This window comes from Williamsia sp. Y844 (genome assembly GCF_056786475.1).
This window is the reverse complement of the sequence record NZ_JBXCJB010000001.1, coordinates 38,568-64,617: the sequence shown is the minus strand read 5'-3', so window position 1 is coordinate 64,617 and position 26,050 is coordinate 38,568. Positions and strand designations below refer to the sequence as shown.

Here is a 26,050-nt window from a genome sequence, read left to right as displayed (position 1 = left end):
GTGGGCGACAGCTGCGTGGATTGCCTTCAGCGCTTTGTTGTCGCGTCGGCGTCGGGGTCCTCTGCCCACAGGCCGATGGATTCCAGATGACGGGTCAGACGTTCGGCGCCATCGGTGAACTGGCGTCGGGTCTGCGCGATCACCTCGTCGCGATCGCCGTTGCGATAGGCGTCGATGAGTTTCGCATGGCTCTCGCAGGCAACTGCTCCCCACTGTGGGTCATTGGCATAGAGCTCATGTGGTGTGTAGCGGGTGGCGTTGAGCAGGAACCAAGCCAGTTTGCCGCCGTCGGCGATGCGGTTGTGGACGCGATGGAACTCGAACTCGGCAGTGGTGACGTCGGCGGGACGCCCGGATTCGACCGCGACCCTGAGCTCGTCGTTGAGTTCGGTGAGTTCGGTGAGTTGTGCCGGCGTCACCGTTTTCGCGATCCGGACCGCGAGTTCGACGGCCAGCACGCCTTGGAGCCAGAAGATGTCCTCGACATCCTGTCGGGTCAGGTCGGCGACCACATATCCGCGATGCGGTGCCAGATTGACCATCCCCTCACCACGCAGGGTGAGCAGTGCCTCGCGCACCGGCGTCACACTGACCTGCAGGTCGACGGCAGTTTCGTCCATCCGGATGAACTCACCCGGGCGGATGGAGCCGGTCATGATGAGATGACGAAGATGGCCGGCCACCTCCTCGGAGAGTTGAGGTCGCCTGCGCAGCGAGTTTCGGGATGTGGCCGCTCGCGATGTGGTCATCAGTGCAAATTACCGCTCGTAGGTCTTGGCAAATCACAGACCGTAGGTCTTGCCGATGATGTCGCGCTGGATCTCGTTGGTTCCGCCATACACGGTGGAAATGATCGCACCCCGCATCAGGCGCTCTGCATCGAACTCCGTTGCGTAGCCGTATCCACCCATCATCTGCATGCCGTCGATGGTCATCGCCTTGGAGACCTCGGTGGCCTTGAGCTTGGCCATCGACGCTTCGCGCGGCAGCATCTTTGTCGGGTCCGCGTCAGACTGTGCGGCCACGCTGTAGACGAGCAGCTTGGTGCACTCGATCTCGGTGGCATGGTCGGCCAGGCGGTGCCGCAGTGCCTGGAAAGTACCCACCGGGCGGCCGAATTGCTTGCGCTCGCTGACGAATTCGAGGGTGTTGGTGAACGCGCGTTCCGCGACGCCGAGTTGCATGGCGGCCAGGATGAGGCGTTCGGTGTTGAGCCCGCCCATGAGCTGGTTCCAGCCGTTGCCGACCTCGCCGACGACCGCGCTGTCCGGTACACGCACATTGGTGAAATAGAGGTCGTTGACCTCGCGGCCGCCGAGTGTGTCGATCCCGCTGATCTCCAGACCTTCGGTACCCGCAGGAATGTGGAACTGGGTCAGGCCCTCGTGCTTCTTGCCGGTGCGATCCGTGCGGGCGACGAGCAGGATGCTCTTGGCGAAGTGCGCGTTGGAGCACCAGGTCTTCTGTCCGTTGATGACCCAGCCGCCGTCGACCTTCTCGGCCCGGCAGGTGAGAGCGGCGACGTCGGAACCCGCCTCGGGTTCGGACATCGAGATCGAGAGTGACTCGCCCGCAACCACATCGGCGAGGACTTCTTTCTTCAACTGCTCGTTTGCGAACTTCTGGTAGGCCGCGGCCGTGATCAGGGTCGGGCCGATTCCGCCGATCGGGGCGTTGCCACGCATCGCTTCTTCGAGCAGGATGCACATCTCCATGTTTCCGGCGCCGGCGCCGCCGTACTCCTCGGGCACCAGGATTCCGGCCCATCCGAGGTCGGCCATCTTCTTGTAGAGCTCCACCGAGTGCAGCTCTGTGCCGCCTGCGGTCAGTGCGTCGCGTTGTTCGCGGGTGCCTGCCTCGCGGGCGCAGAAATCTGCGACCGACTTGGCGAAGTCGGTCTGTTCAGACGTGAAAGTGGTCATGACGATGCTCCTGGCTAGGGGTTCGGCTCGGGCTGAACCTAACACATCACATATATTTGATGGAATACCTGCAGATGGGCGACTGGCGTGCGGGAGGCGGTGTGGTGCAGGTCTCTGGAGGGCTTACATTGGCGGCATGAGTCCGAAAGCGAAGGTTGATCGAACCGGGGAACCCGGCGACGAGCAGGTAGCACCTGAACCCGCGACGACCATGTCCGCGCCGACCGAGCCCCCGGCGCCGACGACAGCCGAAACCGAGATCACGGCGACCGACACCGATTCCGAGGTCCGGTCGGATCCGTCGCCCTTCGATTCCGCCGAGTTCCTCGAGGCGAATCGCCGGAACCGCGACAAGATGCGCGCGACCGCCGAGGCCAAGCGAGCCAAGGAAGCGGCCCGCGCGCAGCGGCGCTCCAATCGTGGAGGTGGCGTCGGGGCGAAGTCGGCTGAGTCGGCCGGCGATGCGCCGGTCCGTCGAAGTGTCGGCTGGTTGGTTCCGGTGCTCTCGGTCCTGCTGATCGCGGCGTTGGTGGCGACCGGGGTGCTGGCCTACCTGTATCGCGAGGCCGACAACCGGGCGTCCGGCGACGATCAGCTCAACGAACTGCGACCCGGCGCGGTCGAGGTTGCAGGTCAATATGCCGCGGATCTGCTGACCTACGACTCCGCGAACTTCGCCGAGCTCGATTCGCGGATCACCGACATTTCGACCCCGGCATTCGCCAAGGACTTCATCGAGGGGTCGAGGCAGGCTCGTGAAGGCAGCGCGAGTGCGCAGGCGGTTGCATCGGCGAAAGTCAAAGAGGCCGCACTGCAATCGATTTCACCGACCACCGCGGTGGTACTGGTGGCGATGGATCAGAGGGTCAAGTCGCCGCAAACAGATGCCGAACTGCCCGAAGGGATTTCGTATCAGTCGATGGTCAAGGTGACGCTCGCACTGGTGGACGGGGTATGGCTGCTCGCGGACCTCGCGGTCGTCTGAGCCAAATCGCCATCCTGGGCGGGGTCAGGTGCTCGGGCGCAGGATCGTGGTCATCACGGCCTCGATGCGACGCTTGGTGGCCGGACGGGGATCGTAACGCACCCAGTTGCCGAGGTCGAGAACGGTGTTGAAGGCCGCGTGCACCAGGTACCGGGCCTCGACGGGATGCACGCCCGGCCTGACCTGGCCGACCAGTTGTGCCCACTCCTCGACGTTGCGACGTTGCTGATCACGGAGTTCGACCCGTTGGGGTTCGGGCACACTGCCGATTTCTGACAGGTAGAGGTTGAGCAGATCGCTGTTCGCGAACGAGAGATCGACGTATTTGCCGACCAGTTTGTCGACGGCTTCGTCCGGTGTCGCGGACTCGGCGAGGGCGTCGCTGATTCCCGCGGTGATGCGTTCGCTGGCCCGCGAAAAGGCGGTCGACAGCATGGCGACCTTGGTGTCGAAGTGTCGGTACACGCCCGACTGGTTCATGCCGACCGCGGCGCCGATCTCTTCCATCGTCACGTCGTGGAATCCGCGCGCACTCATCAACCGGATCGCTTCGGTCAGCAGCGCCTCGCGCTTTGATGCCATCGGAAGTCCAACAGGTGCGGCCGGTCGTGCGGTCGATGGTGTCAGATCGTTCGGCGGCAGATCGGTACGTGCCACATTCATTGCGGCGTCGAGGATCACGGCCTCGATCCGCTTGCGGGGTAACGAGGCCCGGTGCGTGGTGATCGATCCGATGACGCTGAGCACCGCGCCGCTGAGGTATTGCGCATCGGTGCCGAGGCGACCCGGCTGCGGTGTACCCCCGGTCGCCAGGTCCGGGTGTATCTGGTCCAGAAGTGCGGCGAACCGGGCATGCATCCGGCCGACCAGCTCACCGAGGTGCCTGCGGTCCTCTGGATTCAGGTATCGCGCCTCCCATCGGTAGAGGGCGCCACGGGATCGGTTCTCGATCGTGGTCCGGGTGAGTTCGGTGATGAGCAGATGCAACTCGCGTTCGGGATCGCCTGGCAGGACCGGCACCTGTGCGATCGCGTGATCCAGGTCGGAGCCAAGGGTTCGGACCGTCTCGGAGAACAGTGCGTACTTGTTGGGGAAGTGTCGATACAGCGCCGGGCCGCTGATGCCCACCTGCCCGGCGATCTGATCGACACCGGTGGCGAAATAACCCTGTTCGCTGAAGGACTCGGCGGCCACACGAATTATCTGTTCGCGGCGGTCCTTCGGTCGCTGCCGAGTTTTCGGTGCGACGGCAGCGGGTGTGGGGGCGTCGTTGACGCGTCCGTTGGCGGAAGCCATTTATCCATGTTAGCGGCAGGTACCGATCATCTGCACCAGAGGGGCCGGGTCCCGCCGACCAGCGAGGACAAGCGCTCGCAAACACTTGACGCGTCCGGCGTGGATCTGACAAGTTAATGTGGATTCACGTGATCTACATCGCAATTGTGAGTATTTGAGCTTAGGGTGGCGACCATGCCAGGGGACAAAGGCCTGATTACATCTGTCGACGATCGGGGCGTTGCACGCGTCCTGATCAACCGGCCTACCCGGAAGAACTCCATCGACTCGGCGGCAAACACAGCGCTGACCGAAGTGTTCGGGAAGTGGGCGGTCGACCCCTCGGTTCGGGTCGTGGTCATCGGGGCTCCGGGCCAGGACTTCTGCACCGGCGCCGACCTCATCGAAATGGCCACGGCACCGCCGCCGACCTCCGAGGACGAAGCGCGCCTGCGCGCCGAGCGGACCATCAATGCCGGTTCCGACGTCGTCCGGGCGATCCGGGGGTTGCAGGTTCCGGTCGTCGCGGTTGTCGATGGTGCGGCGGTCGGCATCGGCGCCTCGATCGCCTTTGCCTCGGACCTGATCTATGCCTCCGACACGGCGTACTTTCTACTCGCCTTCGTCAACATCGGTCTGATGCCCGACGGCGCCGCGACGGCGACAGTCGCTGCGGCCGTCGGTCGCGCCCGCGCCAATGAACTGGCGCTGCTCGGTGAGCGCCTGCCTGCGACCCAGGCGTTCACCGACGGACTGGTGACCGCTGTTCTGCCGTCAGAAGCGTTGTCGGAGAAGGTTGATCAAGTCGTGGACAAGCTACTCTCGGCGTCGCCCCGGGCACTGGCCCTGACCAAGAAGGCCATCGATGCCCAGACGATGACCGGCTTCGATCTGGCTTTGCAGCTGGAGACCGAAGGTCAGACAGAACTGTTGCAATCACCCGAATTCGCGGCTCTCATCACCGCATTCGCACGTGGCAAAAAGGCAAAACCGACGGCGGCATCTCAGTAGCATTCGAAACATCATCGCCGGGGGTCGATTTCGGCGAATGGTACATAACAAGGAAGCGGAAAATGACGAGCACCACATTGCCCCAATCCGATCATCTCGTCTCCGAACCGTTCCGGTCTCGGCGCAACAACTGGAACACCCATGTCCGTCGCCACGCGGCGATGAAGCCCGACGCGGCCGCCTTACGGTTCGGCGGGCAGAACACCTCGTGGAAGCAACTGGACGACCGGTCCACCGCATTCGCCGCAGCGCTGTACCGCCGCGGGGTGCGCTTCGGTGACCGGGTGCTGGTGTTGATGCTCAACCGCAGCGAATACGTCGAGGTGATCTTCGGCGCCAACCTGATCGGTGCGATCGCGGTGCCGGTCAACATCCGGATGACACCGCCCGAGATCGGCTTCCTGATCGCCGATTCGGGTGCCACCGTGATCGTCACCGAGTCGCTGCTTGCCCCGCTGGCAGATGCGGTCCGGGGGAGTACGCCCGGTGTCGAGAACCTGGTCATCGTCGGGCCCTCCGATGTGGAAAATGCTCTCGACTTCGAGACCCTCCTCGCCGAGGATCCGTCCGACCTGCCGGCGATCGATGTGCCCGAGAACTCGACCGCCATGATCATGTACACCTCGGGAACCACGGGTAAACCCAAGGGCGCCATGCTTTCTCATTCGAACATGCAGGCGCAGGCGGTGACGTGTATCACGGCACTGCAGATTCGAATCGACGACATCGGCTCGTGTGTGGCACCGATGTTCCACATCGCGGCGATGGGTGCGATGGCACCGCTGTTCTACATGGGCGTGCCCACGGTGATCCATCCACTGGGTGCATTCGATCCCGAGGCGTTGCTGGATGTTCTGGAGGCAGAACGGATCACATCGATCTTCCTGGTGCCTGCACAGTGGCAGGTCGTGTGTGCCGTCCAGCAGGCCAAGCCGCGCAACCTCAAACTCCGGGTCATCTCGTGGGGCGCGGCGCCGGCCTCGGACACCGTGTTGCGCGCGATGTCCGACACCTTCCCGGATGCGGTGAACGTCGCGGTGTTCGGGCAGACCGAGATGTCGCCGATCACCTGTGTGCTCGAAGGCAAGGATGCGTTGCGCAAACTCGGTTCGGTGGGTCAGGTGATCCCGGCCGTGCAGGCACGCGTGGTCGATGCGGAGATGAACGATGTCCCGGTGGGTGAGGTCGGCGAGATCGTCTACCGCGGTCCGACGATGATGGAAGGCTATTGGCAGAACCCACAGGGGACGGCGGATGCGTTTGCCGGTGGGTGGTTCCATTCCGGAGATCTGGTGCGAATGGACGAAGAGGGGTTCGTCTACGTCGTCGATCGCAAGAAAGACATGATCATCTCCGGTGGCGAGAACATCTACTGCGCCGAGGTCGAGAATGCGCTCTTCGCCCATCCGAAGATCCTCGAGGCCGCGGTGGTGGGCCAGGCCGATGATCGCTGGGGCGAGGTACCGGTGGCGATCGTCGTCTTGAAGCCGGAGCAGACGCTCGAGTTCGACGAACTCATCGAGTTCCTGAACGAACACCTCGCACGGTTCAAGCAGCCGAAGGAACTGATCATCATCGATGAATTGCCGCGCAACGCGTCCGGCAAGGTCATCAAGCCGTCGCTTCGCAAGGAGTATGGCGGCAAGGATGCCGGGCTGCACTGACCACTTATACAAACTGCCACTGGCGGCAAAACTGAAACACGTTACACTTTTTTCAAGACCGTGACTGCGGTCACTGTCCGGCTGGAAGATGCCGCTCCGGCCAAGGCCGGGCGGGCTTTTGTAGGCACCTTGCGTGCCGCGATTGGGAGGTTCGATGAAGACAAAAGGCGCATTGCTCAGGAACTTCAACGAGAAGTGGGCGATCGAGGAGATCGAAATCGGTGACCCGCGGTGCAGCGAGGTCAAAATCCGGATGGAAGCTGCGGGCATGTGCCACTCCGACCACCATCTGGTGACCGGTGGGATCCCGATGGGTGGGTTCCCCGTGCTCGGTGGGCACGAGGGTGCCGGCGTTATCGAGCAGGTCGGTGAGGGTGTCACCGATTTCGAGGTCGGCGACCACGTGGTGCTCTCGTTCATCCCGTCGTGTGGCAAGTGTCCGTCGTGTCGATCGGGCCTGAGCAACCTGTGCGACTTCGGCGCCATGCTCCTGCAAGGTGAAGCGGTGTCGGATCATACGTTCCGAATCCAGACCGCCGCAGGGGAGAACGTCTACCCGATGACCCTGCTCGGCACCTTCTCGCCGTACATGGTGGTGCACGAGACGTCCGTCGTGAAGATCGACCCGTCGATCCCGTTCGAGGTCGCCTGCCTCGTAGGTTGTGGTGTGCCGACCGGGTACGGATCGGCCACCCACAGCGCCAATGTGAAGCCGGGAGAAGACGTAGCGATCGTCGGCTGTGGAGGTGTGGGTATCGCTGCGCTCCAGGGCGCCGTGATCTCGGGTGCCCGCAACGTCTTCGCCATCGATCCGGTGGAGTGGAAGCGCGAGCAAGCTCTGAAGTTCGGCGCGACCCACGCGTTTGCCAGCGTCGAAGAGGCGGCCATGACCATCGCCGAGGTGACCGCCGGAGCCATGGCCAAGAAGGTCATCGTCACCGTCGGTGAGGTGCAGGGCAAGGACGTCGACCTGTGGATGGGCATCACCGCCAAGGCCGGTACCTGCGTGCTGACCGCCATGGGCAACATGATGGAAACCGATGTGACGCTCAACCTCGCGATGCTGACACTGCTCCAGAAGAATCTGCAGGGCACGATCTTCGGCGGCTCCAGCCCCAAGATCGATATCCCGCAACTGCTCTCGATGTACAAGCTCGGCAAGCTCAACCTCGATGACATGGTCACGCGGCAGTACCGCCTCGACCAGATCAACGAGGGCTACCAGGACATGCTGGACGGCAAGAACATTCGCGGCGTGATTCGTTACACCGACGAGGACCGCACCGTCTGATCGCTGGATCCAACCCAACGGCCGCGGGCCGGTGAGTGCCACGCACTCACCGGCCCGCGGCCGTTGTGATGTGTTCGTCGTGGTGTCCGGGCCGGGGCAGTTGCCGCGCACGCACCGGGCGTGATGGCATGGGCACCATGCTCAAGCAACTCGACAGCTGGCCCGTGGATCTGGTCTCGGCGGCGGTGGTGTCCGGTGGACAGGTGATCGAACAATACGGTGACACCGAGCACGTGTTCGCACTCGCGTCGGTGACCAAACTGCTTGCCGCGCACGCGGCGCTTGTGGCGATCGAGGAGGGCGCAATCGAACTCGATCAATCGGCAGGCCCGCCCGGCTCCACCGTGCGGCACCTACTCGCGCACGCCTCGGGCCTCGACTTCGGCAGCCGCGAGGCCGTGGCAGGCGTGGGGGAGCAGCGCATCTATTCGAGCGCCGGGTTCGAGGTGCTGGCCGAGTTGATCGAGACCGAGGCCGACATCGCCTTCGACGAATACCTCGCGCAGGCCATCTGCGAACCGCTCGGGATGACGTCGACCACCCTGCGCGGCTCGGCCGGGCACGGGGCGGATTCGTCGGTTGCGGATCTGGCCGCGTTCGCCGGGGAACTACTCGCGCCGAAGTTGGTCTCCGCGGACTTGTTTCGCGAGGCGACATCGGTGCAGTTCCCGGGGCTGGACGGCTTCGTCCCGGGGTATGGCAAACACCGGCCCTGCGACTGGGGCCTGGGGTATGAGGTGCGCTCGCACAAGAGTCCGCACTGGACGGGGAGCCAGAACAGCCCGGAGACCTTCGGTCACTTCGGCCAGTCGGGGACGTTCCTGTGGGTGGACCCGGCGTTGCCCGCGGCCTGTGTGGTTCTCACCGATCGGGCCTTCGGCGCCTGGGCGAAGCCGTTGTGGAGTGACTTCAACGATTCACTGGTGTCAGCTCTTTCGGATTGAAAACTATTTTCACTCAATACGCATGCGACACTAGCGCAACACGGGTCACTTGAGGCACAATAAATAACAAGTGTGTGGTATCCACTGTGGTTTCGCCAGGCGTTGGGGAAGACGGTCCTCGTCGAAACCGGAGGTGGAAAGTGCGCAACCTTAATCAGTTTGCGGACGTAACGGCAGGTGTGGTTTTTGTGCATTCCGCACCGGTCGCGTTGTGCCCGCACGTCGAGTGGGCTCTCTCGTCGACCCTTGATGCCCGCGCGAATCTGAAGTGGTCTGCACAAGAGGCGGGTCCTGGCCTGCAGCGTGCCACCGTCGATTGGGTCGGACCGGTCGGAACGGGAGCGCGCATTGCCAACGCTCTGCGCGAATGGTCCGCCCTGCGGTTCGAGGTCACCGAGAACGCCAGCGACGGCGTGGACGGTGAACGCTTCTGCTTTGTGCCCGGGCTCGGTCTGTGGCGTGGGTCGATGAGTGCCAACGGTGATGTGATCGTCGGCGAGATGCAACTGCGATCGCTCATGGAATCGCACGCCGATGGGATGGAACTCGCCGGAGCACTCGATGCCGCACTCGGTACGGCCTGGGATGAGGCATTGGAGTCGTTCCGCATGGGCGGCGCCGGCGCCGAGGTCACCTGGCTGCACCAGCGCGTGGGCTGACCGCGCGCAACACCCAAAGACACAACAAAGGCGGGCCCGGACTGAAAAGTCCGGGCCCGCCTTTGTTGTGTCTTCAGATCACCGCGTCAGATCACAAGGGGATGTTCTTGTGGCGTCCGCGGCGAGCCGGTGCCGAAGCGAGTGCCTCGGCGATGATGCTGCGGGTCTTGGCCGGGTCGATGATCTCGTCGACCACACCGATGGACTGGGCGCGGCCCACGCCACCGGCGATGGCTTCGTGCTCGACGGCCAGACGCTCGTGCAGTGCGTCGCGCTCGTCATCGGGTGCGGCAGCGAGTGCCTTCTTGTGCAGGATGCCGACCGCGGCCTTGGCGCCCATCACCGCGACCTCGGAACCGGGCCACGCGAAGACTGCCGTGGCGCCCAGTGCCCGCGAGTTCATCGCGATGTAGGCACCGCCGTAGATCTTGCGGGTCACCAGCGTGACGCGGGGGACCGAGCATTCGGCAAACGCGTGCAGCAGCTTTGCGCCGCGGCGCACGACGCCGTCCCATTCCTGGCCGACACCGGGCAGGTAACCCGGGACGTCGGTCATCACGATCAGCGGGACGCCGAACGCGTCGCAGAGACGGACGAACCGAGCCGCCTTCTCAGCGCTCTCGGAGTTGAGGCAACCACCCATCCGCAGCGGGTTGTTGGCGATGACGCCAACGCTGCGTCCGGAGAGCCTACCGAAACCGATCGTGATGTTCGGTGCCCATTTTGCCTGCAGCTCTTCGAAACTCGAGATCTCGGTTTCGCCGTCCGCAGCCACATCGGTGTCGAGCAGGGCCCGCACGATCGGATGCACGTCGTATGCACGACGGTTGGACTCGGGCATCAGGGCCCGCAGGTCGGTATCGCCGGCCTCGGCCTTCTGCCGACTGAAATGTCCCTGCTGACCAAAGGTTCCGATCAGGCGACGGGCACGCCAGTAGGCGTCGGGCTCGGAGTCGGCGGTGATGTGCGAGACACCCGACTTCTTGCCGTGGGTCAGTGGCCCGCCGAGCGACTCCATGTCGACGATCTCGCCGGTGACGCTCTTGACGACGTCCGGTCCGGTGACGAACACGCGGCCGGCAGGCGCCATGATGACCACATCGGTCAAGGCCGGTCCGTATGCCGCTCCGCCTGCGGCGAAGCCGACGACGATCGAGATCTGAGGGATGTATCCGGAAGCCCGGACCATCGCCTCGAACACCTGGCCGACGGCGTGGAGGGCTTCGACGCCCTCAGCCAGCCGGGCGCCGCCGGAATGCCAGATCCCGACAACCGGGGCCTGCTCGGCGATGGCGGTATCGATGGAGTTGACGATGTGCTTACAGCCCACCACCCCCATGGCCCCGCCCATCACGGTGCCGTCGGTGCAGTAGGCGACGGTGCGGACACCGTTCACCCGCCCGACAGCAGCCTGCACGCCCGACTTGTCGCGGGGGTGCAGCAACGACATGGATGCTTCGTCGAAGAAATTGGTCAACCGCAGCAAGGGATCCCGAGGATCGATGGATTCCTCTTGCTGTGTGATCGGGGCCATGGTGGTCATGAATCTCCTTAGATCTTCAGCGCCCGGTGAGAACTGGCTCAGGGGCGGCGGGTTCAGTAGCGCCCAAAGGCGAGCGCAACGTTGTGCCCACCGAATCCGAACGAGTTGTTGATGGCGTAGTCGATCTGTCCGTAACGCGGCTCTCCGTGAACCACGTCGAGATCGCACTCCGGATCCTGATTGTCGAGATTCAGCGTCGGGGGAATGACGCCCTCTTCGATGGCCTTGATCGTCAGGATCGACTCCAGCGCACCCACAGCGCCGATGGAATGCCCGAGGGCAGACTTCGGTGCATATACCGCTGCGTGGTTACCCACCGCGATGTTGATCGCCAGGGCCTCGGCGGTATCGCCGACCGAGGTGGACGTGGCGTGTGCGTTGACATGCGTGATGTCGGATTTCCCCAGACCAGCGGTCTGCAGAGCTCGTGACATCGCGCGTGCTGCGCCGGTGCCCTCCGGGTCAGGTGCGACCAGGTGGTACCCATCGGATGTGATCCCGCCACCGAGCAGACGCGCATGGATGTGCGCGCCACGGGCGATGGCGTGATCTTCGCGTTCGATGACCATCAGTGCAGCGGCCTCACCGAAGACAAAGCCGTCACGGTCTTTGTCGAACGGACGAGACGCGGCGGCGGGGTCCTCGTTGCGGGTACTCATCGCCCGCATCATTGCGAAACTGGCGATGGGGACCGAGTCGATATGACCCTCCACGCCACCGGTGACGACCATGTCGGCGTCACCCATGACGATCTGACGCCAAGCGTGTGCGATCGCTTCAGAACCCGAGGAGCAGGCCGAAACCGGTGTGATCACACCGGCCTTGGCACCGATCTCGAGTCCGACAACCGCGGCCGGCCCATTGGGCATGGCCATCGGCACGGCGAGCGGGGAGACCTTGCGGTAGTTGCCGGTGTTGTGCATCGCGTTGTAGGCCTCGATGAGTGCGTCACCGCCACCCAGACCGGTACCGATCACAACGCCGAGGCGCTCCTTCTCGATATCCGGTTCGCCTGCCTGCGCCCACAGACGCTTGCCCATGACATAGGCGATCCGCTCGGTGTAGGCCATGCGTCGGGCCTGGACCCGACTGACCTCGGTCGAGGGATCTTTCACCAGACGCCCACCGAACCGGACCGGGAGATCGAACTCCTCGACCCAGTCATCGGTGAGAGTCTTGATGCCGCTCTCTCCGGCGAGAAGACCCTTCCACGTCGAATCGAGGTCTTCGCCGATGGAGGTGGTCGCGACCATGGAGGTCACCACCACGTTCGGGAAATTCCCGCCGAGGGTGGAGTATTCGCGAAGAGAGTTGGTCACGGTCTGTCACTCACCGGTGTTCTTGTCGGAGTCGAGCTTTGCGCGGATGGCGTCGGCGGCACCGGCGTTCTCGGCTTCGAGCTTCTGGATGTAGTTCACGGCGTCACCAACGGTGCGCAGTCCGGCGAGGTCCTCATCGGGGATCTTGACGCCGTACTTGTCTTCGGTCTGCACTGCGATTTCGACCATCGACAGCGAATCGATGTCGAGGTCGTCGACGAACGACTTCTCTACAGTCACCTCAGAGGGTTCAATGCCGGTGACCTCCTCGATGATCTCAGCGAGTCCGGCAATGATTTCTTCCTGGGCGGCGGCCACTGTGTGGCTCCCTTCATGTTCGTGTTCGAGTGTTTCCGGAGGAGCAGCGCAGGTGCGCTGCTATGGACGGATGTGGCGAGCAACTGTGCTCTGTACATCTCCCGGGGACAGCGGCACAGGCGTGCCGCCGTCGCTATCCAAGTTCGGTGATGCCCGCGAGGTTGTCGGGGGTCTTGAGCGCGAGGGTCGGTGTTCCTTTCAGCTCGCGCTTTGCGATTCCGACGAGAGTGCCGGCGGGGGGCAGCTCGATCAGTCCGGTGGTGGAGAGCTCTCGCATCGTCTGCGAGCACAGGTCCCACCGCACGGGCCGGGTGACCTGCGCGACGAGTTTATCGAGTGCGTCGCGACCGGTGGTGACCGGTGCCCCGTCTGAGTTGGAGAGCAGGGGCCGCGTCGGCTGAGATGGGTTGATGTCGGCTGCCGCGCGTGCAACAGCGTCCTGGGCCGGGGCCATGTATCGCGTGTGGAACGCGCCGGCGACGGCGAGCTTGCGGACACGTGCCTTCTCCGGCGGGTTGGCGATCAATTCGTCGATGGCGGCGATCGTGCCGGCTGCCACGATCTGTCCGGCCGCATTGCGGTTGGCCGGAACCAGGTCGAGTTCTTCGAGGCGCGCCAGCACTGTTGCTTCGTCGCCACCGAGCACAGCGGCCATGGTGGTGGGCTCGAGAGCGCAGGCCTTGGCCATCTCGGCGCCGCGGATTGCGGCCAGCGACACGGCCTCATCGGCGGTCAGTACGCCTGCGATCGCGGCGGCGGCCAATTCGCCGACGGAATGGCCTGCGACCAGGGTGTCCAAGGGCAATGGGGAACGCTTGTCGATCTCGTCATAGGCGAGCAGTGCCGAGGCGACCACCAGGGGTTGGGTGACCGCGGTGTCGGTGATCTCGTCCGCCGTTGCGGTGGTCCCCAGGCGTGCGATGTCGAGGCCTGTCAGCTTCGACCAGGTCGCGACCTGGTCGCGTGCGCCGGGTAGCTCAAGCCATGGCGTGAGCATTCCGACGGTCTGAGAGCCCTGTCCGGGCGCAAGCAAGGTGAGCACCTGATCAGAGAACACCCTATTTGCCCTCGACGAAGGTGTTGGACGCAATGAACCTTGGGCGACCCCTTTGTGGGATCCCCACAAAATTGCACAACAGCGTGCCTACATCGTCATCTCACCGACATCCGTTACACCGTTGTGAATTGATGCACAACCGTAGCTTTTACTCTTTGGAGCCTGTGACAGGAGTGACTGTAGGGAAAATTGTGCGCATGTCGTGTCTGACCCGTGCCAGTCTGCCGACGGTGGTTGCCACTCTCAGTACATAAGCATCACGGGGGTTCATTGGATCGCGACCAGTAATGTCCGAAATTCTCTTTAGTCGATATCTGACAGTATTTGGATGGACGAAGAGTTGCCGTGCACACGATTCGACCGACCCGCCGGAGTCCAGATAGGCGTCGAGAGTGGACGTCAGGGTGTCGCCACTTTTGGCGAGTGGCATGACCAGCGCATCGCTCAAAGTGGTCATGGCGGCCTGGTCGCCGAGCAGAGCGCGTTCGGGCAGGAGCTCGAGGGAGTGGACCGGACGGGGTGCACTGGGCCAGCCGGCGACCGCCTCGATGCCGGCCAGGGCGTCGATGGCGCTGGCGTGGGCGGCACCCAGGTTGGGCCTGGTCGGCCCGATGACCACAGGCCCGTCGGCAAAGAGGACCAGCAGGTCGGTGATGAACGGGTCACCGATCGTCACCGGACCGCTGACGATCGCGACGAGGAGACTGCCCTGGACCACCGACAGCGCAGCACGGTCATGCTGACGTGCGGTGTTGTGAACTGCAAGAGGAACCGAGACGTTGCGCTCGGGCGGCGGCATGCCCACGACGACGGTGGCGGTGGCTTCGGTGTCCCAGTTGAGCGCGGCCGCGCGGGACAGCAGGGTGGGGCCGGTGTCACCGCGGACCACGGCGTCGACCACGAGCGCCTCGAGCCGTGAGTCCCAGGCGCCGCGGGACTCTGCGGCGGACGCATAGATCGAGGCCGCGGCAAACCCGATCTCGCGGCCGTAGCGCAGGACGGCTTCGGTCAGCGCGCGGAGCTGCGCGTCGTTGCGGGCGAGGAGCGGCAGCCACTTCTCGAAGAATTCCATCGCGACCCGGACCATCTCGACGGTCTGCAGCAGGCTGATCCGGCGGGCGAGGTCCTGGGGCACCACCTGGAAGGCCTGCACGGTGAACTTGACGTTGCCTTCGGGATCCTGCAGCCATTCGACAAAGTTCACGACCGCGGTCTGGACCACGAGTTGGACGCCGGCCCGCTGACCCGCTTCGAGATCCTCGAAGTAAGGCAGCTGGTCTTGCATCGAATGGACGGCCTCGGTGGCCAGCCGTCCGCTGTACTGCTTTACGCGGCGGAGCAGGGTGTCCGGCAGGGCGTCGTGAACATTCGCCGGTGCAGGGACATGGGCGCCGCGCGGGCCGAAGAGATCGCCTACGGGCTGATCACCCGTACGGGACTCAGTCATGGCTTCAATCTATGTCAGTCCGGTGCACGATTGGGACATGTCGACCGCAACGCACCGACCGCCCACCCGTTGTACAACGGATGGGCGGTCGGTGTGGTGCGAAGGATCAGGCGCCGGGACCGGGATCGCTGGTCTGCTTCGGGGCAGCCAGTACATCTTCGATCTGATACTTCTCAGCGGCCTCGGCGGCAACCTTGATGTCGATGTGACCCTCGCGGGCGAGTGCCGAGAGGACACCGACCGCGATGGATTCACCATCGACGTTGAAGTAGCGGCGTGCGGCCGGTCGGGTGTCGGAGAATCCGAAACCGTCGGTGCCCAGGGTGAGATAGGTGCCCGGGACCCAGGCGCGGATCAGCTCCGGGACACCCCTCATGTAGTCGGTCGCCGCAACGAACGGTCCGGAGGCATCGGCAAGGACCTCCGTCAGGTAGGGCTGCGGATGGCTGCCTGCCGGTTCACGCAACGCTGCCTTCTCGTACTCGACCCCGTCACGGGCGAGCTCGCCCCAGGACGTCACCGAGTAGATGCTCGCTCCGACATTCCAGTCATCGGCCAGCAGCTGCTGTGCCTTGAGGGCGCTCGGCATTGCGACACCCGAGACCAGGATGTTGGCCGGGTACTGCTTGCCCTCGGGAGCATCGGCGAACTGGTAGATGCCCTTGAGAACGCCTGCGACATCAAGGTTTTCGGGCTGCGCCGGCTGTGTGATCGGCTCGTTGTAGATGGTGATGTAGTAGAAGATGTTCTCGGGATCTTCGCCGTACATCCGCCGCAGACCATCGGAGATGATGTGCGCCAGCTCGTAACCGAACGCGGGGTCATACGCCACTGCCGCCGGGTTGGTCGATGCCAGCACGAGTGAATGACCATCGGCGTGCTGCAGACCCTCACCGGTCAGGGTGGTGCGTCCGGCAGTGGCGCCGAGCACGAATCCGCGGGCCATCTGGTCGGCCGCGGCCCACAAGCCGTCGCCCGTGCGCTGGAACCCGAACATCGAATAGAAGATGTACAGCGGGATCATCGGCTCATCGTGGGTGGCATACGAGGTGCCGACCGCGGTGAACGAGGCCGTGGATCCGGCTTCGTTGATGCCCTCGTGCAGGATCTGGCCCTGCGGGCTCTCCTTGTAGGCCAGCATGAGTTCGGCGTCGACCGAGGTGTACAGCTGGCCGTTGCGGTTGTAGATCTTGAGCGTCGGGAACCAGGAGTCCATACCGAACGTGCGGGCCTCGTCCGGGATGATCGGCACCAGGCGCTTGCCGATCTCCTTGTCGCGCATCAGTTCCTTGAAGATGCGCACGATGGCCATCGTCGTGGCGACCTGCTGCTTGCCCGAACCCTTGCTCGCGAGCTTGATGGCACCGCTGGTGTCGGGCTTGAGCACCTTGCTCTTGGTGCGCCGCGCCGGCAGGAACCCACCCAGTTGCTTACGGCGATCGAGCATGTACTCGATCTCCGGTGAGTCGGCCCCGGGGTGGTAGTACGGCGGCAGGTACGGATCTTTTTCGAGCTCGGCATCGCTGATCGGGATGCGGGTGCTGTCCCGGAAGTCCTTGAGATCGTCGAGGGTCAGCTTCTTCATCTGGTGCGTGGCGTTGCGGCCCTCGAAGTGCTTGCCAAGTGTGTAGCCCTTGATGGTGTGGGCCAGGATCACCGTCGGCTGTCCCTTGTGGGCCATCGCCGATGCGTACGCCGCGTGGACCTTGCGGTAGTCGTGGCCACCACGCTTGAGGCCCCAGATCTCGGCGTCACTGAGGTCTTTGACCAGTTCTTTGGTGCGCGGATCGCGACCGAAGAAGTGTTCGCGGACGAACGCGCCGTCGTTGGCCTTGTAGGTCTGGTAGTCGCCGTCGGGGGTGCTGTTCATGAGATTGACCAGCGCACCGTCGCGGTCCTTGTGCAGGAGCGAGTCCCACTCGCGGCCCCAGATCACCTTGATGACGTTCCAGCCCGCGCCGCGGAAGAACGACTCGAGTTCCTGGATGATCTTGCCGTTGCCACGTACCGGCCCGTCGAGACGCTGCAGGTTGCAGTTGACCACGAAGGTCAGGTTGTCGAGACCTTCGGTGGCGGCGACATGCGCCAGGCCACGCGACTCGGGCTCGTCCATCTCACCGTCGCCGAGGAATGCCCAGACGTGCTGATCCTCGGTGTTCTTGATGCCGCGATCGTTCAGGTAGTGGTTGAAGCGCGCCTGATAGATGGCGTTCATGGGACCCAGGCCCATGGAAACCGTTGGGAACTGCCAGAAGTCGGGCATCAACCGCGGATGCGGGTACGACGGCAGGCCGCCGCCTGCGTGGGAGTGCTCCTGGCGGAAGCCGTCCATGCGGGTTTCGTTGATGCGGCCTTCGAGGAAGGCGCGGGCGTAGATGCCGGGGGAGGCGTGGCCCTGGATGAAGATCTGGTCGCCGCCGCCTGCGTGTTCCTGGCCGCGGAAGAAGTGGTTGAAGCCGACCTCGTAGAGCGCAGCGGACGACGCGTAGGTGGAGATGTGGCCACCGACGCCGACGCCGGGACGCTGGGCGCGGTGCACCATGACGGCGGCGTTCCAGCGGATGAATGAGCGGAAGCGGCGCTCGACCTCTTCGTCGCCCGGGAACCAGGGCTCGTTCTCGGTCGGGATCGTGTTGACGTAGTCGGTGGACGTCAGGGACGGGATCGACACCCGTTTCTCACCGGCTCGTTCGAGCAGCCGCAGCAGGAGGTAGCGGGCCCGGCCGGGCCCGGCATGTTCGAGGAGTCCGTCGAATGAATCGAGCCATTCGTCTGTCTCACTCGGGTCGATGTCGGGGAGGTAGGACGCAACACCTTCCCGGATGACCCGTACTCGGGCCTGGTTCTTTGGTGCGTGAGTGCTGTCAGTCACTGCGTGCTCTTTCTCCTCGAGTCACTCGGCAGCGGTGGCTGCCGTAACGGGATCGACCCGCCGGAACCGGGGTGTGGTTCGGCGTTGTCTCAATCGTGCCGCAAGTGATGTGCGTTGGCATCGGTGTGCGGCAAAGTAACCCTACCCACGGGCGTTTCGTCGCCGGTTTGCGCGCTCGTCGTGCAGTATCTGGACTGTGAAGGTTTGGGGTGTGGCCGTCGTTGCGGTAATCGGATTGGGCGTTTGCGGGTGCGCGACCACGATTGACGGCTCGAGTTCTGTCGATGGTGGCCAGGTGTCCGCGTATCGGAGTGACATTTCAGTGGCCGCGGTGCAGTCGCAGGCCGCCGAATCGTCGCGACGCGCGCAAGCGGCCAGAAATCTCACGCTGGAATTGTGTTCGCAGTTCACCACCACCGTGGTGACCATGCTGAACAGTTACAACGACTTCGTGACCAAACTCAATGAAGTGCAGTCCTATTCGGCAGTCGGTGGCGCCGCACAAGTGGCCATCGATCAGCTCAAAGCCGGTGAGCAGGCGATCAACACCAAATTGGTGCCTGACGTGGAGCCCTCGGTGGGCCGACTCGTACGCGCATTCTTCGTCAGAAATCAGGAGTTGGTGCGCGCCATCGAGGGCCAAAATCAGTCCGGACTGAACGATCCGGCGGCTCGCTGGATCGAGTCTCGGAACAAGGCGGTGGACGCTTGCGGGCAACTGTCCAGTTGAAAAAGCGGCATTCGGCTTGCAACTTGGGGGTTTACCCTGTTCGCTTGAGTGATCAAAGTGGGCACGGAGCGTGTTCACCCATTTTTTTGACAGGAGGTCGTCGCGTTGGTTGCCGCTTCAGATGGTGATCGTGCCCAAAAGCTGGGAGTGACAGCGGGCATGATTGTGCAAGAACTGGGGTGGGATGAGGACACCGACGACGACTTGCGCGGCCTCATCGAAGACACCATCGACGCTGAGATGGTCGACGAGGACTCGGACGAGGTCATCGACATGGTTGTGCTGTGGTGGCGCGACGGTGACGGAGATCTGGTCGATGCGCTGATGGATGCCATCACGCCCCTCGCCGACGACGGCTTCGTTTGGGTCTTGTCCCCGAAGACCGGGGCTGACGGCTACGTCGACCCCACAGAAGTCGCAGAGGCGGCTCCTACCGCAGGGCTCACCCAGACCAGTGCCGTCAGTTTCGGTGAATGGCTCGGGTCACGTTTGGTCCAACCGAAGACGCGGGTCGGCAAGAGAGCATGACTTCCTCTCTCGGTCGGGAGCTCGAGGTGGGAACCGAGGCTCCCGACTTCAGCCTGCGTGATCAAAACAATCAGGTGGTCAGTCTCTCCGACTACCGCGGCAAGAAGAACGTTCTGCTGGTGTTCTTTCCACTGGCGTTCACCGGAACCTGCGAAGGCGAACTGAGCATGGTCCGGGATCGGTTGCCGTTGTTCTCGAACGAGACTTCCGAGTTCGTTGCGGTGTCGGTTGGCAGTTCGCCCACACACAAGGTGTGGTCGTCGGCTCAGGGATACCTGTTCCCGATCCTGGCCGACTTCTGGCCGCACGGCGAGGTGGCCCAGGCCTATGGGGTCCTGAACAAGGACAAGGGCTACCCGAACCGCGGAACATTCGTCGTCGACAAGACCGGAATCATCACTTTTTCGGAAATGATGGATCCCGGTCAGGTCCGTGACCAGTCGCTTTGGGAGAAAGCTCTGGCCACGCTAAATTCTTGAGTGTGTCCGGCACCTTCGGGTGATCGGATGGGCGGCGAGTCCGAATGTTTTCTCTCGCCGTCGCGGCTGGCGAACTCGCCTTCGTTCAGCCGCCATGCGCGTATAGCTCAGCGGTAGAGCTCTGGTCTTACACACCAGCGGTCGGGGGTTCAAATCCCTCTGCGCGCACCGACATCGAACAACGGGCAAGCTCGCTCACAGTCCTCACACCCGCTCGCTCTGTAGCGCGAGCGAATGTGAGAAACGCGAGCGGCGTCAGCTTTCTTCTGTTTTCTGGCCGAATCGGCCCTGCACGGTATCGAGGATCGAGATCCCCTGTGCGACGACCGAGGTCGCCAGTTCGTTGACACCCTGCGCCCCGTTGAACACGGTGAGGTTGGCGCCGGCCAAACCCTTGGACACCGCTTCGACGAGTTCGGGCAGCTGCTCGATCAGCAGCTGGTCGAGGGAGATGCGGTCGTTCTCGGCCGCGGCAGCGGACTGGATCCTGATGGCGGCGGCCTCGGCTTCGGCCAGGATCCGCGTGCGCTGTGCGTCGGCCTCGGCAGGTTTGATCACCTCGGACAGAAGCTGACGCTCGCGCAGCTCCGCCGTGGTCTGAGCCAATTTGGTCTGTTCCGTGGTGATCTCCTGGGTCACGCGGGCCTGGGCGAGTGGACCGGCCTGAGCGGCTTCGGCGTTGGCCTTGTCGGTCTGGGACTTGATCTCGGCCCGCTTGAGGGCGGTTTCGCGCTCGTAGTCGGCCTGCGCCCGTGCAGATTTCTGCTGAGCTTCGACGGCTTGCTGCTCGGCAGCTGCCTGGGCGACCGCGGCATCGCGCTGCACCCGCGCGACCTCGGGGGCGGCGAGCGACTTGATGTAACCCGAACCGAGGTCGTCGATCGACTGGATCTGGAAGGAGTCGACCTTCAACCCGATCAGGGTCAACTCGCGCTTCGAAGCATCGAGAACTTGCCGGGCCAGCGTGTCGCGTTCACGAATGATCTGCTCAACGGTCATCGAACCGACGATGGAGCGCAGATGTCCCGAAAAGATCTGCCCGGTCAACTGATTCATCTCGTTGGATTGTTCGGAGATGAATCGCTGTCCGGCGTTGACAATCGATTCCGTGTCCGACCCCACCTTGTGTGCGATGACCGCGCGGACCTTGAGCTGGATGCCCTGGGTGGTCACGCAGGTCTCTTCGATGGCGGCCTCATGCATCGCCAGCGACAGGTAACTGACGCGGCGGAAGAACGGCATCACCCACTTGCCATGACCGATGATCACCAGGAATGGCGCGTTCTCGTCGTGCGACTTCTTTCCGGAGATGATCATCGCCTCGTCGGGTTCGGGCACGTGATAACCGAGCATCTGTCGTCCTGCTTTCAGTTGTATTCACCAGTTGTCTTGGCGTGCAGCCGCATCCGGCGTTGGGAACCATTTTTCGACGATCAGGCTCCCGTCGTCGGTCCTGTCGATCACCAAGATGCTGTCGCCGCGAGCGATGTCGATCGACGACGTCGCGACAAATAGTTGGCTTGCGCCACTCACGTTGAGGACGACCTCACCATATCCACCGGCCTCGATGGAGAGGTACACGGTGCCGAGCTTGCCGACCATCGGATCCACGGGCGCCGTGACTCTGGGACTCAGCGGTTCTTGCGCAATTTGAAGAGCTTGATGCCGTTGGCAATCGCGACGACGGGCCAGCAGATGATGGCCACCCAGACGCTGAGGCTGTGCTCGCCGTTGGCGATGTCGTAGATCGCAAGGGCGGTCAAGAGAATCGAGACGATCAAGACGATCACGAGGAGGTTCTTGGTGAGCGAGGCGCTCTTCGCCGAATCAGTGGTGGTCACGGGTCGAATATAGCCGGGGTGATGACTTCATTCGATGTGAATTGTCGCGGTGACCGTGACGTCCGAGTTCAACGAATTGGCGATGTAACACTCGTGGTGGGCCTGCTCGACAAGGGCCAGAACGTGATCGGGGTCCGTGCCAGGCACCACCCGGACGGTCGGAGAGAGTTCAATCGTGCCGATGCGGATCGGTGTGTCGGCATCGTCCATTGCCGCGGAGGCATCGTCCTCGTAGCCGAGGACATCGATTCCGGCGCGAGCGGCAACGGCAAGGAATGACAGCAACTGACATGAACTCGCTGCCAGCACAACAAGTTGTTCAGGATTCATCAACTGTTCGCTGCCCCGGAAATGCGGATCGGCGCTCAGTCCGATCCTGTCGACAGCTGGTGGCGTCACTCCCCGGTGATCTCGCGAATATGCGCGATATCCGCTGCCGGTCGAACCCTGCCAGACGAGATGCGATGAATACGTGTGAGTCGCCATGAGTCACCGTAACTTCTGAGCAGAACACGAAGGTGATTGTGTTGTGGTCGTGGAGAACATTGTGGGAGGCCGGGTCGACAAGCTCGGGCTCTGGGAGAAGCGCACCGAGTGGCCCTTGGCAATCGTTGCTGTGATCTTCCTTGTCGCCTATTCGATGCAGGTTCTGGCCCGCCCGGAGGGGATGGCCGAACGCGCGCTGTCGGCGGTGGTTGCGGTGACGTGGCTGGCGTTCGCCGCGGACTACGTTTGCCGACTGCTGTTGTCTACGCAGCGTTTTCGGTGGTTCTACCGGCACCTCATCGACCTTGCTATTGTCGCCTTGCCCATCCTGCGGCCGCTGCGACTCCTGCGGCTGGTCATCTTGATCGGCGTATTCCAGAAGGTGGTCGGGGGTGTCATCCGAGGACGGGTGATCATCTACACGGTGGCCAGTGCGATCCTGCTCATCTATGTTGCGTCGCTCGCGATTCTGGAAGCCGAGCGATCTCATGCCGACGCAGGAATACGGTCATTCGGCGAGGCGCTGTGGTCGTCGATCACCACTGTGACGACAGTCGGATATGGCGACTACGCGCCGGTTTCGTCAACGGGCCGAGTCATCGCGGGACTCTTGATGATCGGAGGGATCAGCCTGATCGGTGTGGTCACCGCTACGTTGGCATCCTGGATCGTGCAACGGGTCGCGGAAGAGGATACGGCCAACCAGGCGGCAACCGCGGCGCATATCGATCTGCTCCGGAGTGACGTCGCGGAGCTCAAGGTGTTGCTGGCGGCCGCGATTCCCGTGCCACTGCCGGATGGCGCCGCGGCAGCCGACCCGAACTCTGATCAGGCATTGCGATAACGCTCGGCGGTCTTGAGGTGGAAGTCTGCGACGATGCGGCATTCGGTGCGTAATTCGGCTGGGGAGATGATCGTGAAGTCGGCGTCGAAGGCGTACAGCCAGCGGGCAATTGACGTCAGTGACTTACCGAAGAGCGACACCTCGCAGCTGTTGACATCACCTGACTCGACCTCGCCCCAGGCGGCATCGACCATCTCCGCGACCTGTTCGAGTGGACTGTGGATCCGAACGCGGGCAGTGGACTGGCGGTACACCGACCCGATGCTGCTGGCGATGAACGCCGCAGCGCCGCCTTCGGGGAGTTCGCGTGGTGTGAAGCGGGGACCGGTCGGGATCTTCGGGGTCATTCGATCGACGCGGAATGAGCGCCAGTCGTTGCGCCCGAGGTCCCAGGCCAGCAGGTACCAGCGTAATCCGCTGCGCACCAGCCGATAAGGTTCCACCTCGCGGCGGGTCTCGGCGCCGTCGCGGGCACGGTAATCGAAACGCAGGCGTTCATGACGATGGCAGACAGCCGCCACGTCGGACAGGACGGCCGCCTCGACCTGGGACACGTGTGTCCGCATCGGGGTGGCATCGATCTGGAGGGAATCGAGCCGGTGCCGAAGCCGAGATGGCATCACCTGCCGCAACTTCGACATCGCCCGCGCTCCGGCTTCATCGAGCCCGGTGACCGATGCCGTGGCTCCGGCTCCGAGCCCGAGCGCCACCGCCAGGACCTCTTGGTCGTCGAGGAGTAACGGAGGCATCTCGGCGCCTGCACCGAGTTGATAGCCGCCGCCGACACCCACCGTGCCGTCCACCGGATAGCCGAGTTCGCGGAGTCGGTCGATGTCTCGACGGACCGTGCGGGTGGTGATGTTCAGGCGTTCGGCCAGATCGGCACCCGACCATTCTTTGCGGGTCTGCAACAGGCTCAGTAGGCGGAGCAGTCGCGCTGACGTGTCCAACATGCGTTTCACCATGCCAGATATTGCGGACCGTCTCTGTCCTCATTGCGTCGTAACTTCATGTCGACGCAGTTCGCGGGCAATTTCTGGAGGGACATGATGACAATCAGCACAGGTAAGGCAACGCCGGCGATCGAGGTCGCGGCACTGACCAAGACATTCAAACAGGGGAAGAACACGGTTGAGGCGGTCAAGGGAATCGACCTGACCGTGGCCGAAGGGGAGCTCCTGGCCCTGCTGGGCCCGAACGGGGCGGGAAAATCGACGACCCTACGCATGATCACCACGCTGCTGCGGCCGACCTCGGGTTCGGCCTGGCTCGCCGGTCACAACATCGCCGACGACCCCGACGCCGTCCGGCGCCAGATCGGTTACGTCGGACAGGGCAACGGTGGTGGCAACAATCAGCGCGTCCGTGAAGAACTCGTGACCCAGGGGCTGTGCTACGGCATGAAGAAGTCCGAAAGTGCCGCCCGTGCAGATGAATTGATCGGCGCGCTCGATCTGAGCGGCATGGAGAACAGGAAAGTCAGCACGCTCTCGGGTGGGCAACGTCGCCGCCTCGACATCGCCCTGGGAATTGTTCATCGGCCGCCGGTGATCTTCCTCGACGAACCGACCACCGGGATGGATCCGCAGAGCCGAGCCAACCTGTGGACGCACATCGAGCGACTGCGCGCCGAGACCGGAGCCACCATCGTGCTGACGACGCACTACCTCGAAGAGGCCGACACAATGGCCGAACGGGTGGTAGTCATCGACAAGGGCACCGTGATCGCCGACGACTCCGCGGCAGCGCTGAAAGACAAGCTGTCGGGCGACCGCATCGAGTTCACCGTCGACACGACAGCCGACGCTGACGAATTGGCCCGCCTGGCAACAAGTTTTGATCAGACACGCGGCGTGACGGTTGACGCGCTGACCGTGGGACTGCAGGTGGAAGGCGCCGATGTGATGCTGCCGAAGCTGATCGCCGCGGCCACCGAGCGGGCGATCACCATTCGAACGGCACAAGCGACCCGTCCAACCCTCGACGACGTCTTCCTGTCACTCACCGGGCGCAGCCTGCGCGAATCCGCAGCCGCCTGATCCACTGCATCCAAGGAGAATTCAGATGACAACAAACATTGTTCGAGACAGTTCGATCGTCCTGGTTCGCGAGCTACGCCCCACCATCCGTGACCCGTTCACGGTGATCTTCAGTCTGGTGCAACCGTTGATCCTGCTGGCATTGTTCGGACCGCTCCTCAAAGGCGTTCCGGGCGCAGCAGATTCGGGAAACGTCTGGAATTGGTTCATCCCGGGTGTTCTTGCGATGATCGCGATCTTCGGGACCTCGATGACCGGAGCCAACCTGCTGGATGAAATGCACAGTGGCAGTCATGAACGGATGCTCGTGACACCGCTGAGTCGCAGTTCGCTGTTGCTCGGCCGCGCTCTGAAAGAGATGGTACCGCTGGCGGCGCAGGCAGTGGTCATCCTCTTGATCGGATTGCCGCTGGGCTTTGACATCAACATCGGGGGAGCGGTGATCGGGATTCTGATCCTGGCCGTCTTCGGTGTCGGACTGGGGTCGTTGTCGTACAGCTTGGCTCTTGCTGTCCGCGAGCAGGATTGGGTGTTCTGGACCGTGCAGCAGACCCTGATGTTCCCGTTGCTGATCCTGTCGGGAACGATGCTGCCGCTCGACGACGCGCCGGGATGGATGCGGTTTCTGGTCAACATCAATCCGCTGCATTACGTCGTCGAAGCCGAACGGGCGCTGTTTGTCGGCGACTTCGACTTCTCGGTGATCGGTGCCGGCGCGCTCGCCGCTGTCCTGATGGCATGCGGCGGTCTGGTCGTGGGCATTCGGGCGATGGGCGCGGCCTCCCGAGCCTGACCC

The 26,050-nt window shown here is 63.4% G+C and carries 26 protein-coding genes and 1 tRNA gene; 13 read left to right on the top strand and 14 right to left on the bottom strand.

The genetic code is table 11. From position 1 onward, the window contains the following. Positions 1–26: 26 nt before the first annotated feature. Both AC1TQG_RS00315 and AC1TQG_RS00310 read right to left on the bottom strand, forming a co-directional pair. Positions 27–749: a GntR family transcriptional regulator gene (locus AC1TQG_RS00315; protein WP_482134971.1), complete on the bottom strand. Its 723-nt coding sequence runs from the start codon at positions 747–749 to the stop codon at positions 27–29. Between the two features lie 33 nt (positions 750–782). Further along, positions 783–1,922 carry an acyl-CoA dehydrogenase family protein gene (locus tag AC1TQG_RS00310; RefSeq protein WP_482134970.1) on the bottom strand — a complete coding sequence of 380 codons (1,140 nt, stop codon included), beginning with the start codon at positions 1,920–1,922 and terminating at the stop codon, positions 783–785. Positions 1,923–2,058: 136 nt separating this feature from the next. Here AC1TQG_RS00310 and AC1TQG_RS00305 point away from each other — a divergent pair, with 136 nt between their 5' ends. Beyond that, positions 2,059–2,907: a hypothetical protein gene (locus tag AC1TQG_RS00305; protein WP_482134969.1), complete on the top strand. Its 849-nt coding sequence runs from the start codon at positions 2,059–2,061 to the stop codon at positions 2,905–2,907. A gap of 24 nt (positions 2,908–2,931) precedes the next feature. On the opposite strand, the gene AC1TQG_RS00300 is transcribed toward AC1TQG_RS00305, so the two are convergent. Further along, the gene (locus AC1TQG_RS00300; RefSeq protein WP_482134968.1) at positions 2,932–4,203 is read right to left on the bottom strand and encodes a TetR/AcrR family transcriptional regulator; all 1,272 of its coding nucleotides are present in this window, start codon (positions 4,201–4,203) and stop codon (positions 2,932–2,934) included. 174 nt (positions 4,204–4,377) lie between these two features. On the opposite strand from AC1TQG_RS00300, the gene AC1TQG_RS00295 reads away from it, so the two are divergent. From AC1TQG_RS00295 to AC1TQG_RS00275, 5 genes are all read left to right on the top strand, one after another. Continuing rightward, positions 4,378–5,193 (top strand): enoyl-CoA hydratase-related protein, encoded by an 816-nt coding sequence (locus tag AC1TQG_RS00295; protein WP_482134967.1) that lies wholly within the window; start codon positions 4,378–4,380, stop codon positions 5,191–5,193. Between the two features lie 62 nt (positions 5,194–5,255). Continuing rightward, entirely contained in the window at positions 5,256–6,857 is a 1,602-nt protein-coding gene (gene fadD5 / locus AC1TQG_RS00290; RefSeq protein ID WP_482134965.1) for a fatty-acid--CoA ligase FadD5, read from the top strand. Between the two features lie 154 nt (positions 6,858–7,011). Then, positions 7,012–8,148, top strand: a complete 1,137-nt coding sequence (locus AC1TQG_RS00285; RefSeq protein WP_482134964.1) for an NDMA-dependent alcohol dehydrogenase — start codon at positions 7,012–7,014, stop codon at positions 8,146–8,148. 128 nt (positions 8,149–8,276) lie between these two features. After that, the gene (locus tag AC1TQG_RS00280) at positions 8,277–9,092 is read left to right on the top strand and encodes a serine hydrolase domain-containing protein (RefSeq protein ID WP_482134963.1); all 816 of its coding nucleotides are present in this window, start codon (positions 8,277–8,279) and stop codon (positions 9,090–9,092) included. Between the two features lie 140 nt (positions 9,093–9,232). Next, positions 9,233–9,751, top strand: coding sequence for a DUF3145 domain-containing protein (locus tag AC1TQG_RS00275; protein ID WP_482134962.1), 519 nt, complete (start codon positions 9,233–9,235; stop codon positions 9,749–9,751). 91 nt (positions 9,752–9,842) lie between these two features. Here the strand turns inward: AC1TQG_RS00275 and AC1TQG_RS00270 are convergent, their stop codons facing one another. The 6 genes from AC1TQG_RS00270 to aceE all read right to left on the bottom strand — a co-directional run bounded on the left by AC1TQG_RS00270 (position 9,843) and on the right by aceE (position 18,307). After that, positions 9,843–11,294 carry an acyl-CoA carboxylase subunit beta gene (locus tag AC1TQG_RS00270; protein WP_482134961.1) on the bottom strand — a complete coding sequence of 484 codons (1,452 nt, stop codon included), beginning with the start codon at positions 11,292–11,294 and terminating at the stop codon, positions 9,843–9,845. Between the two features lie 53 nt (positions 11,295–11,347). Then, entirely contained in the window at positions 11,348–12,613 is a 1,266-nt protein-coding gene (locus tag AC1TQG_RS00265; RefSeq protein WP_482134960.1) for a KasA/KasB family beta-ketoacyl-ACP synthase, read from the bottom strand. 6 nt (positions 12,614–12,619) lie between these two features. Beyond that, positions 12,620–12,931 carry a meromycolate extension acyl carrier protein AcpM gene (gene acpM / locus AC1TQG_RS00260; RefSeq protein ID WP_482134959.1) on the bottom strand — a complete coding sequence of 104 codons (312 nt, stop codon included), beginning with the start codon at positions 12,929–12,931 and terminating at the stop codon, positions 12,620–12,622. 133 nt (positions 12,932–13,064) lie between these two features. Continuing rightward, positions 13,065–13,973, bottom strand: coding sequence for an ACP S-malonyltransferase (locus AC1TQG_RS00255; RefSeq protein ID WP_482137209.1), 909 nt, complete (start codon positions 13,971–13,973; stop codon positions 13,065–13,067). A gap of 163 nt (positions 13,974–14,136) precedes the next feature. Continuing rightward, a complete protein-coding gene (locus tag AC1TQG_RS00250) occupies positions 14,137–15,435 on the bottom strand; it encodes a PucR family transcriptional regulator (RefSeq protein ID WP_482134958.1) in 1,299 nt (432 codons plus the stop codon). A gap of 106 nt (positions 15,436–15,541) precedes the next feature. Beyond that, positions 15,542–18,307, bottom strand: a complete 2,766-nt coding sequence (gene aceE, locus AC1TQG_RS00245) for a pyruvate dehydrogenase (acetyl-transferring), homodimeric type (RefSeq protein ID WP_482134957.1) — start codon at positions 18,305–18,307, stop codon at positions 15,542–15,544. A 295-nt stretch (positions 18,308–18,602) separates the two neighbouring features. Here aceE and AC1TQG_RS00240 point away from each other — a divergent pair, with 295 nt between their 5' ends. The 4 genes from AC1TQG_RS00240 to AC1TQG_RS00225 all read left to right on the top strand — a co-directional run bounded on the left by AC1TQG_RS00240 (position 18,603) and on the right by AC1TQG_RS00225 (position 20,212). Beyond that, entirely contained in the window at positions 18,603–19,037 is a 435-nt protein-coding gene (locus AC1TQG_RS00240; RefSeq protein ID WP_482134956.1) for a hypothetical protein, read from the top strand. Between the two features lie 105 nt (positions 19,038–19,142). Then, the gene (locus AC1TQG_RS00235; protein WP_482134955.1) at positions 19,143–19,565 is read left to right on the top strand and encodes a DUF3052 domain-containing protein; all 423 of its coding nucleotides are present in this window, start codon (positions 19,143–19,145) and stop codon (positions 19,563–19,565) included. Continuing rightward, on the top strand, positions 19,562–20,044 hold the full coding sequence (locus AC1TQG_RS00230) for a peroxiredoxin (protein ID WP_482134954.1): 483 nt from the start codon (positions 19,562–19,564) through the stop codon (positions 20,042–20,044). Before AC1TQG_RS00235 ends, AC1TQG_RS00230 begins: the two co-directional genes overlap by 4 nt. Before the next feature lie 96 nt (positions 20,045–20,140). Next, positions 20,141–20,212: transfer RNA gene (locus tag AC1TQG_RS00225), tRNA-Val, on the top strand. Positions 20,213–20,299: 87 nt separating this feature from the next. Here AC1TQG_RS00225 and AC1TQG_RS00220 read toward each other — a convergent pair. Genes AC1TQG_RS00220 through AC1TQG_RS00205 form a run of 4 tightly spaced genes read right to left on the bottom strand, consistent with a single transcriptional unit; the run spans position 20,300 to position 22,371 of the window. Further along, on the bottom strand, positions 20,300–21,397 hold the full coding sequence (locus AC1TQG_RS00220; RefSeq protein ID WP_482134953.1) for an SPFH domain-containing protein: 1,098 nt from the start codon (positions 21,395–21,397) through the stop codon (positions 20,300–20,302). 24 nt (positions 21,398–21,421) lie between these two features. After that, a complete protein-coding gene (locus AC1TQG_RS00215; RefSeq protein WP_482134952.1) occupies positions 21,422–21,655 on the bottom strand; it encodes a hypothetical protein in 234 nt (77 codons plus the stop codon). A 20-nt stretch (positions 21,656–21,675) separates the two neighbouring features. Next, on the bottom strand, positions 21,676–21,885 hold the full coding sequence (locus AC1TQG_RS00210) for a hypothetical protein (protein ID WP_482134951.1): 210 nt from the start codon (positions 21,883–21,885) through the stop codon (positions 21,676–21,678). A 27-nt stretch (positions 21,886–21,912) separates the two neighbouring features. Next, on the bottom strand, positions 21,913–22,371 hold the full coding sequence (locus tag AC1TQG_RS00205; protein ID WP_482134950.1) for an OsmC family protein: 459 nt from the start codon (positions 22,369–22,371) through the stop codon (positions 21,913–21,915). A 49-nt stretch (positions 22,372–22,420) separates the two neighbouring features. On the opposite strand from AC1TQG_RS00205, the gene AC1TQG_RS00200 reads away from it, so the two are divergent. Further along, entirely contained in the window at positions 22,421–23,215 is a 795-nt protein-coding gene (locus tag AC1TQG_RS00200; protein ID WP_482134949.1) for a potassium channel family protein, read from the top strand. On the opposite strand, the gene AC1TQG_RS00195 is transcribed toward AC1TQG_RS00200, so the two are convergent. Continuing rightward, complete coding sequence (locus tag AC1TQG_RS00195; protein WP_482134948.1) at positions 23,200–24,168, bottom strand: helix-turn-helix transcriptional regulator; 969 nt, start codon at positions 24,166–24,168, stop codon at positions 23,200–23,202. The two genes, AC1TQG_RS00200 and AC1TQG_RS00195, sit on opposite strands and share 16 nt — an antisense overlap. A gap of 93 nt (positions 24,169–24,261) precedes the next feature. Here AC1TQG_RS00195 and AC1TQG_RS00190 point away from each other — a divergent pair, with 93 nt between their 5' ends. Then, positions 24,262–25,254, top strand: coding sequence for an ABC transporter ATP-binding protein (locus tag AC1TQG_RS00190; RefSeq protein ID WP_482134947.1), 993 nt, complete (start codon positions 24,262–24,264; stop codon positions 25,252–25,254). Positions 25,255–25,279: 25 nt separating this feature from the next. Further along, positions 25,280–26,047, top strand: coding sequence for an ABC transporter permease (locus tag AC1TQG_RS00185; protein WP_482134946.1), 768 nt, complete (start codon positions 25,280–25,282; stop codon positions 26,045–26,047). Positions 26,048–26,050 lie beyond the last annotated feature (3 nt).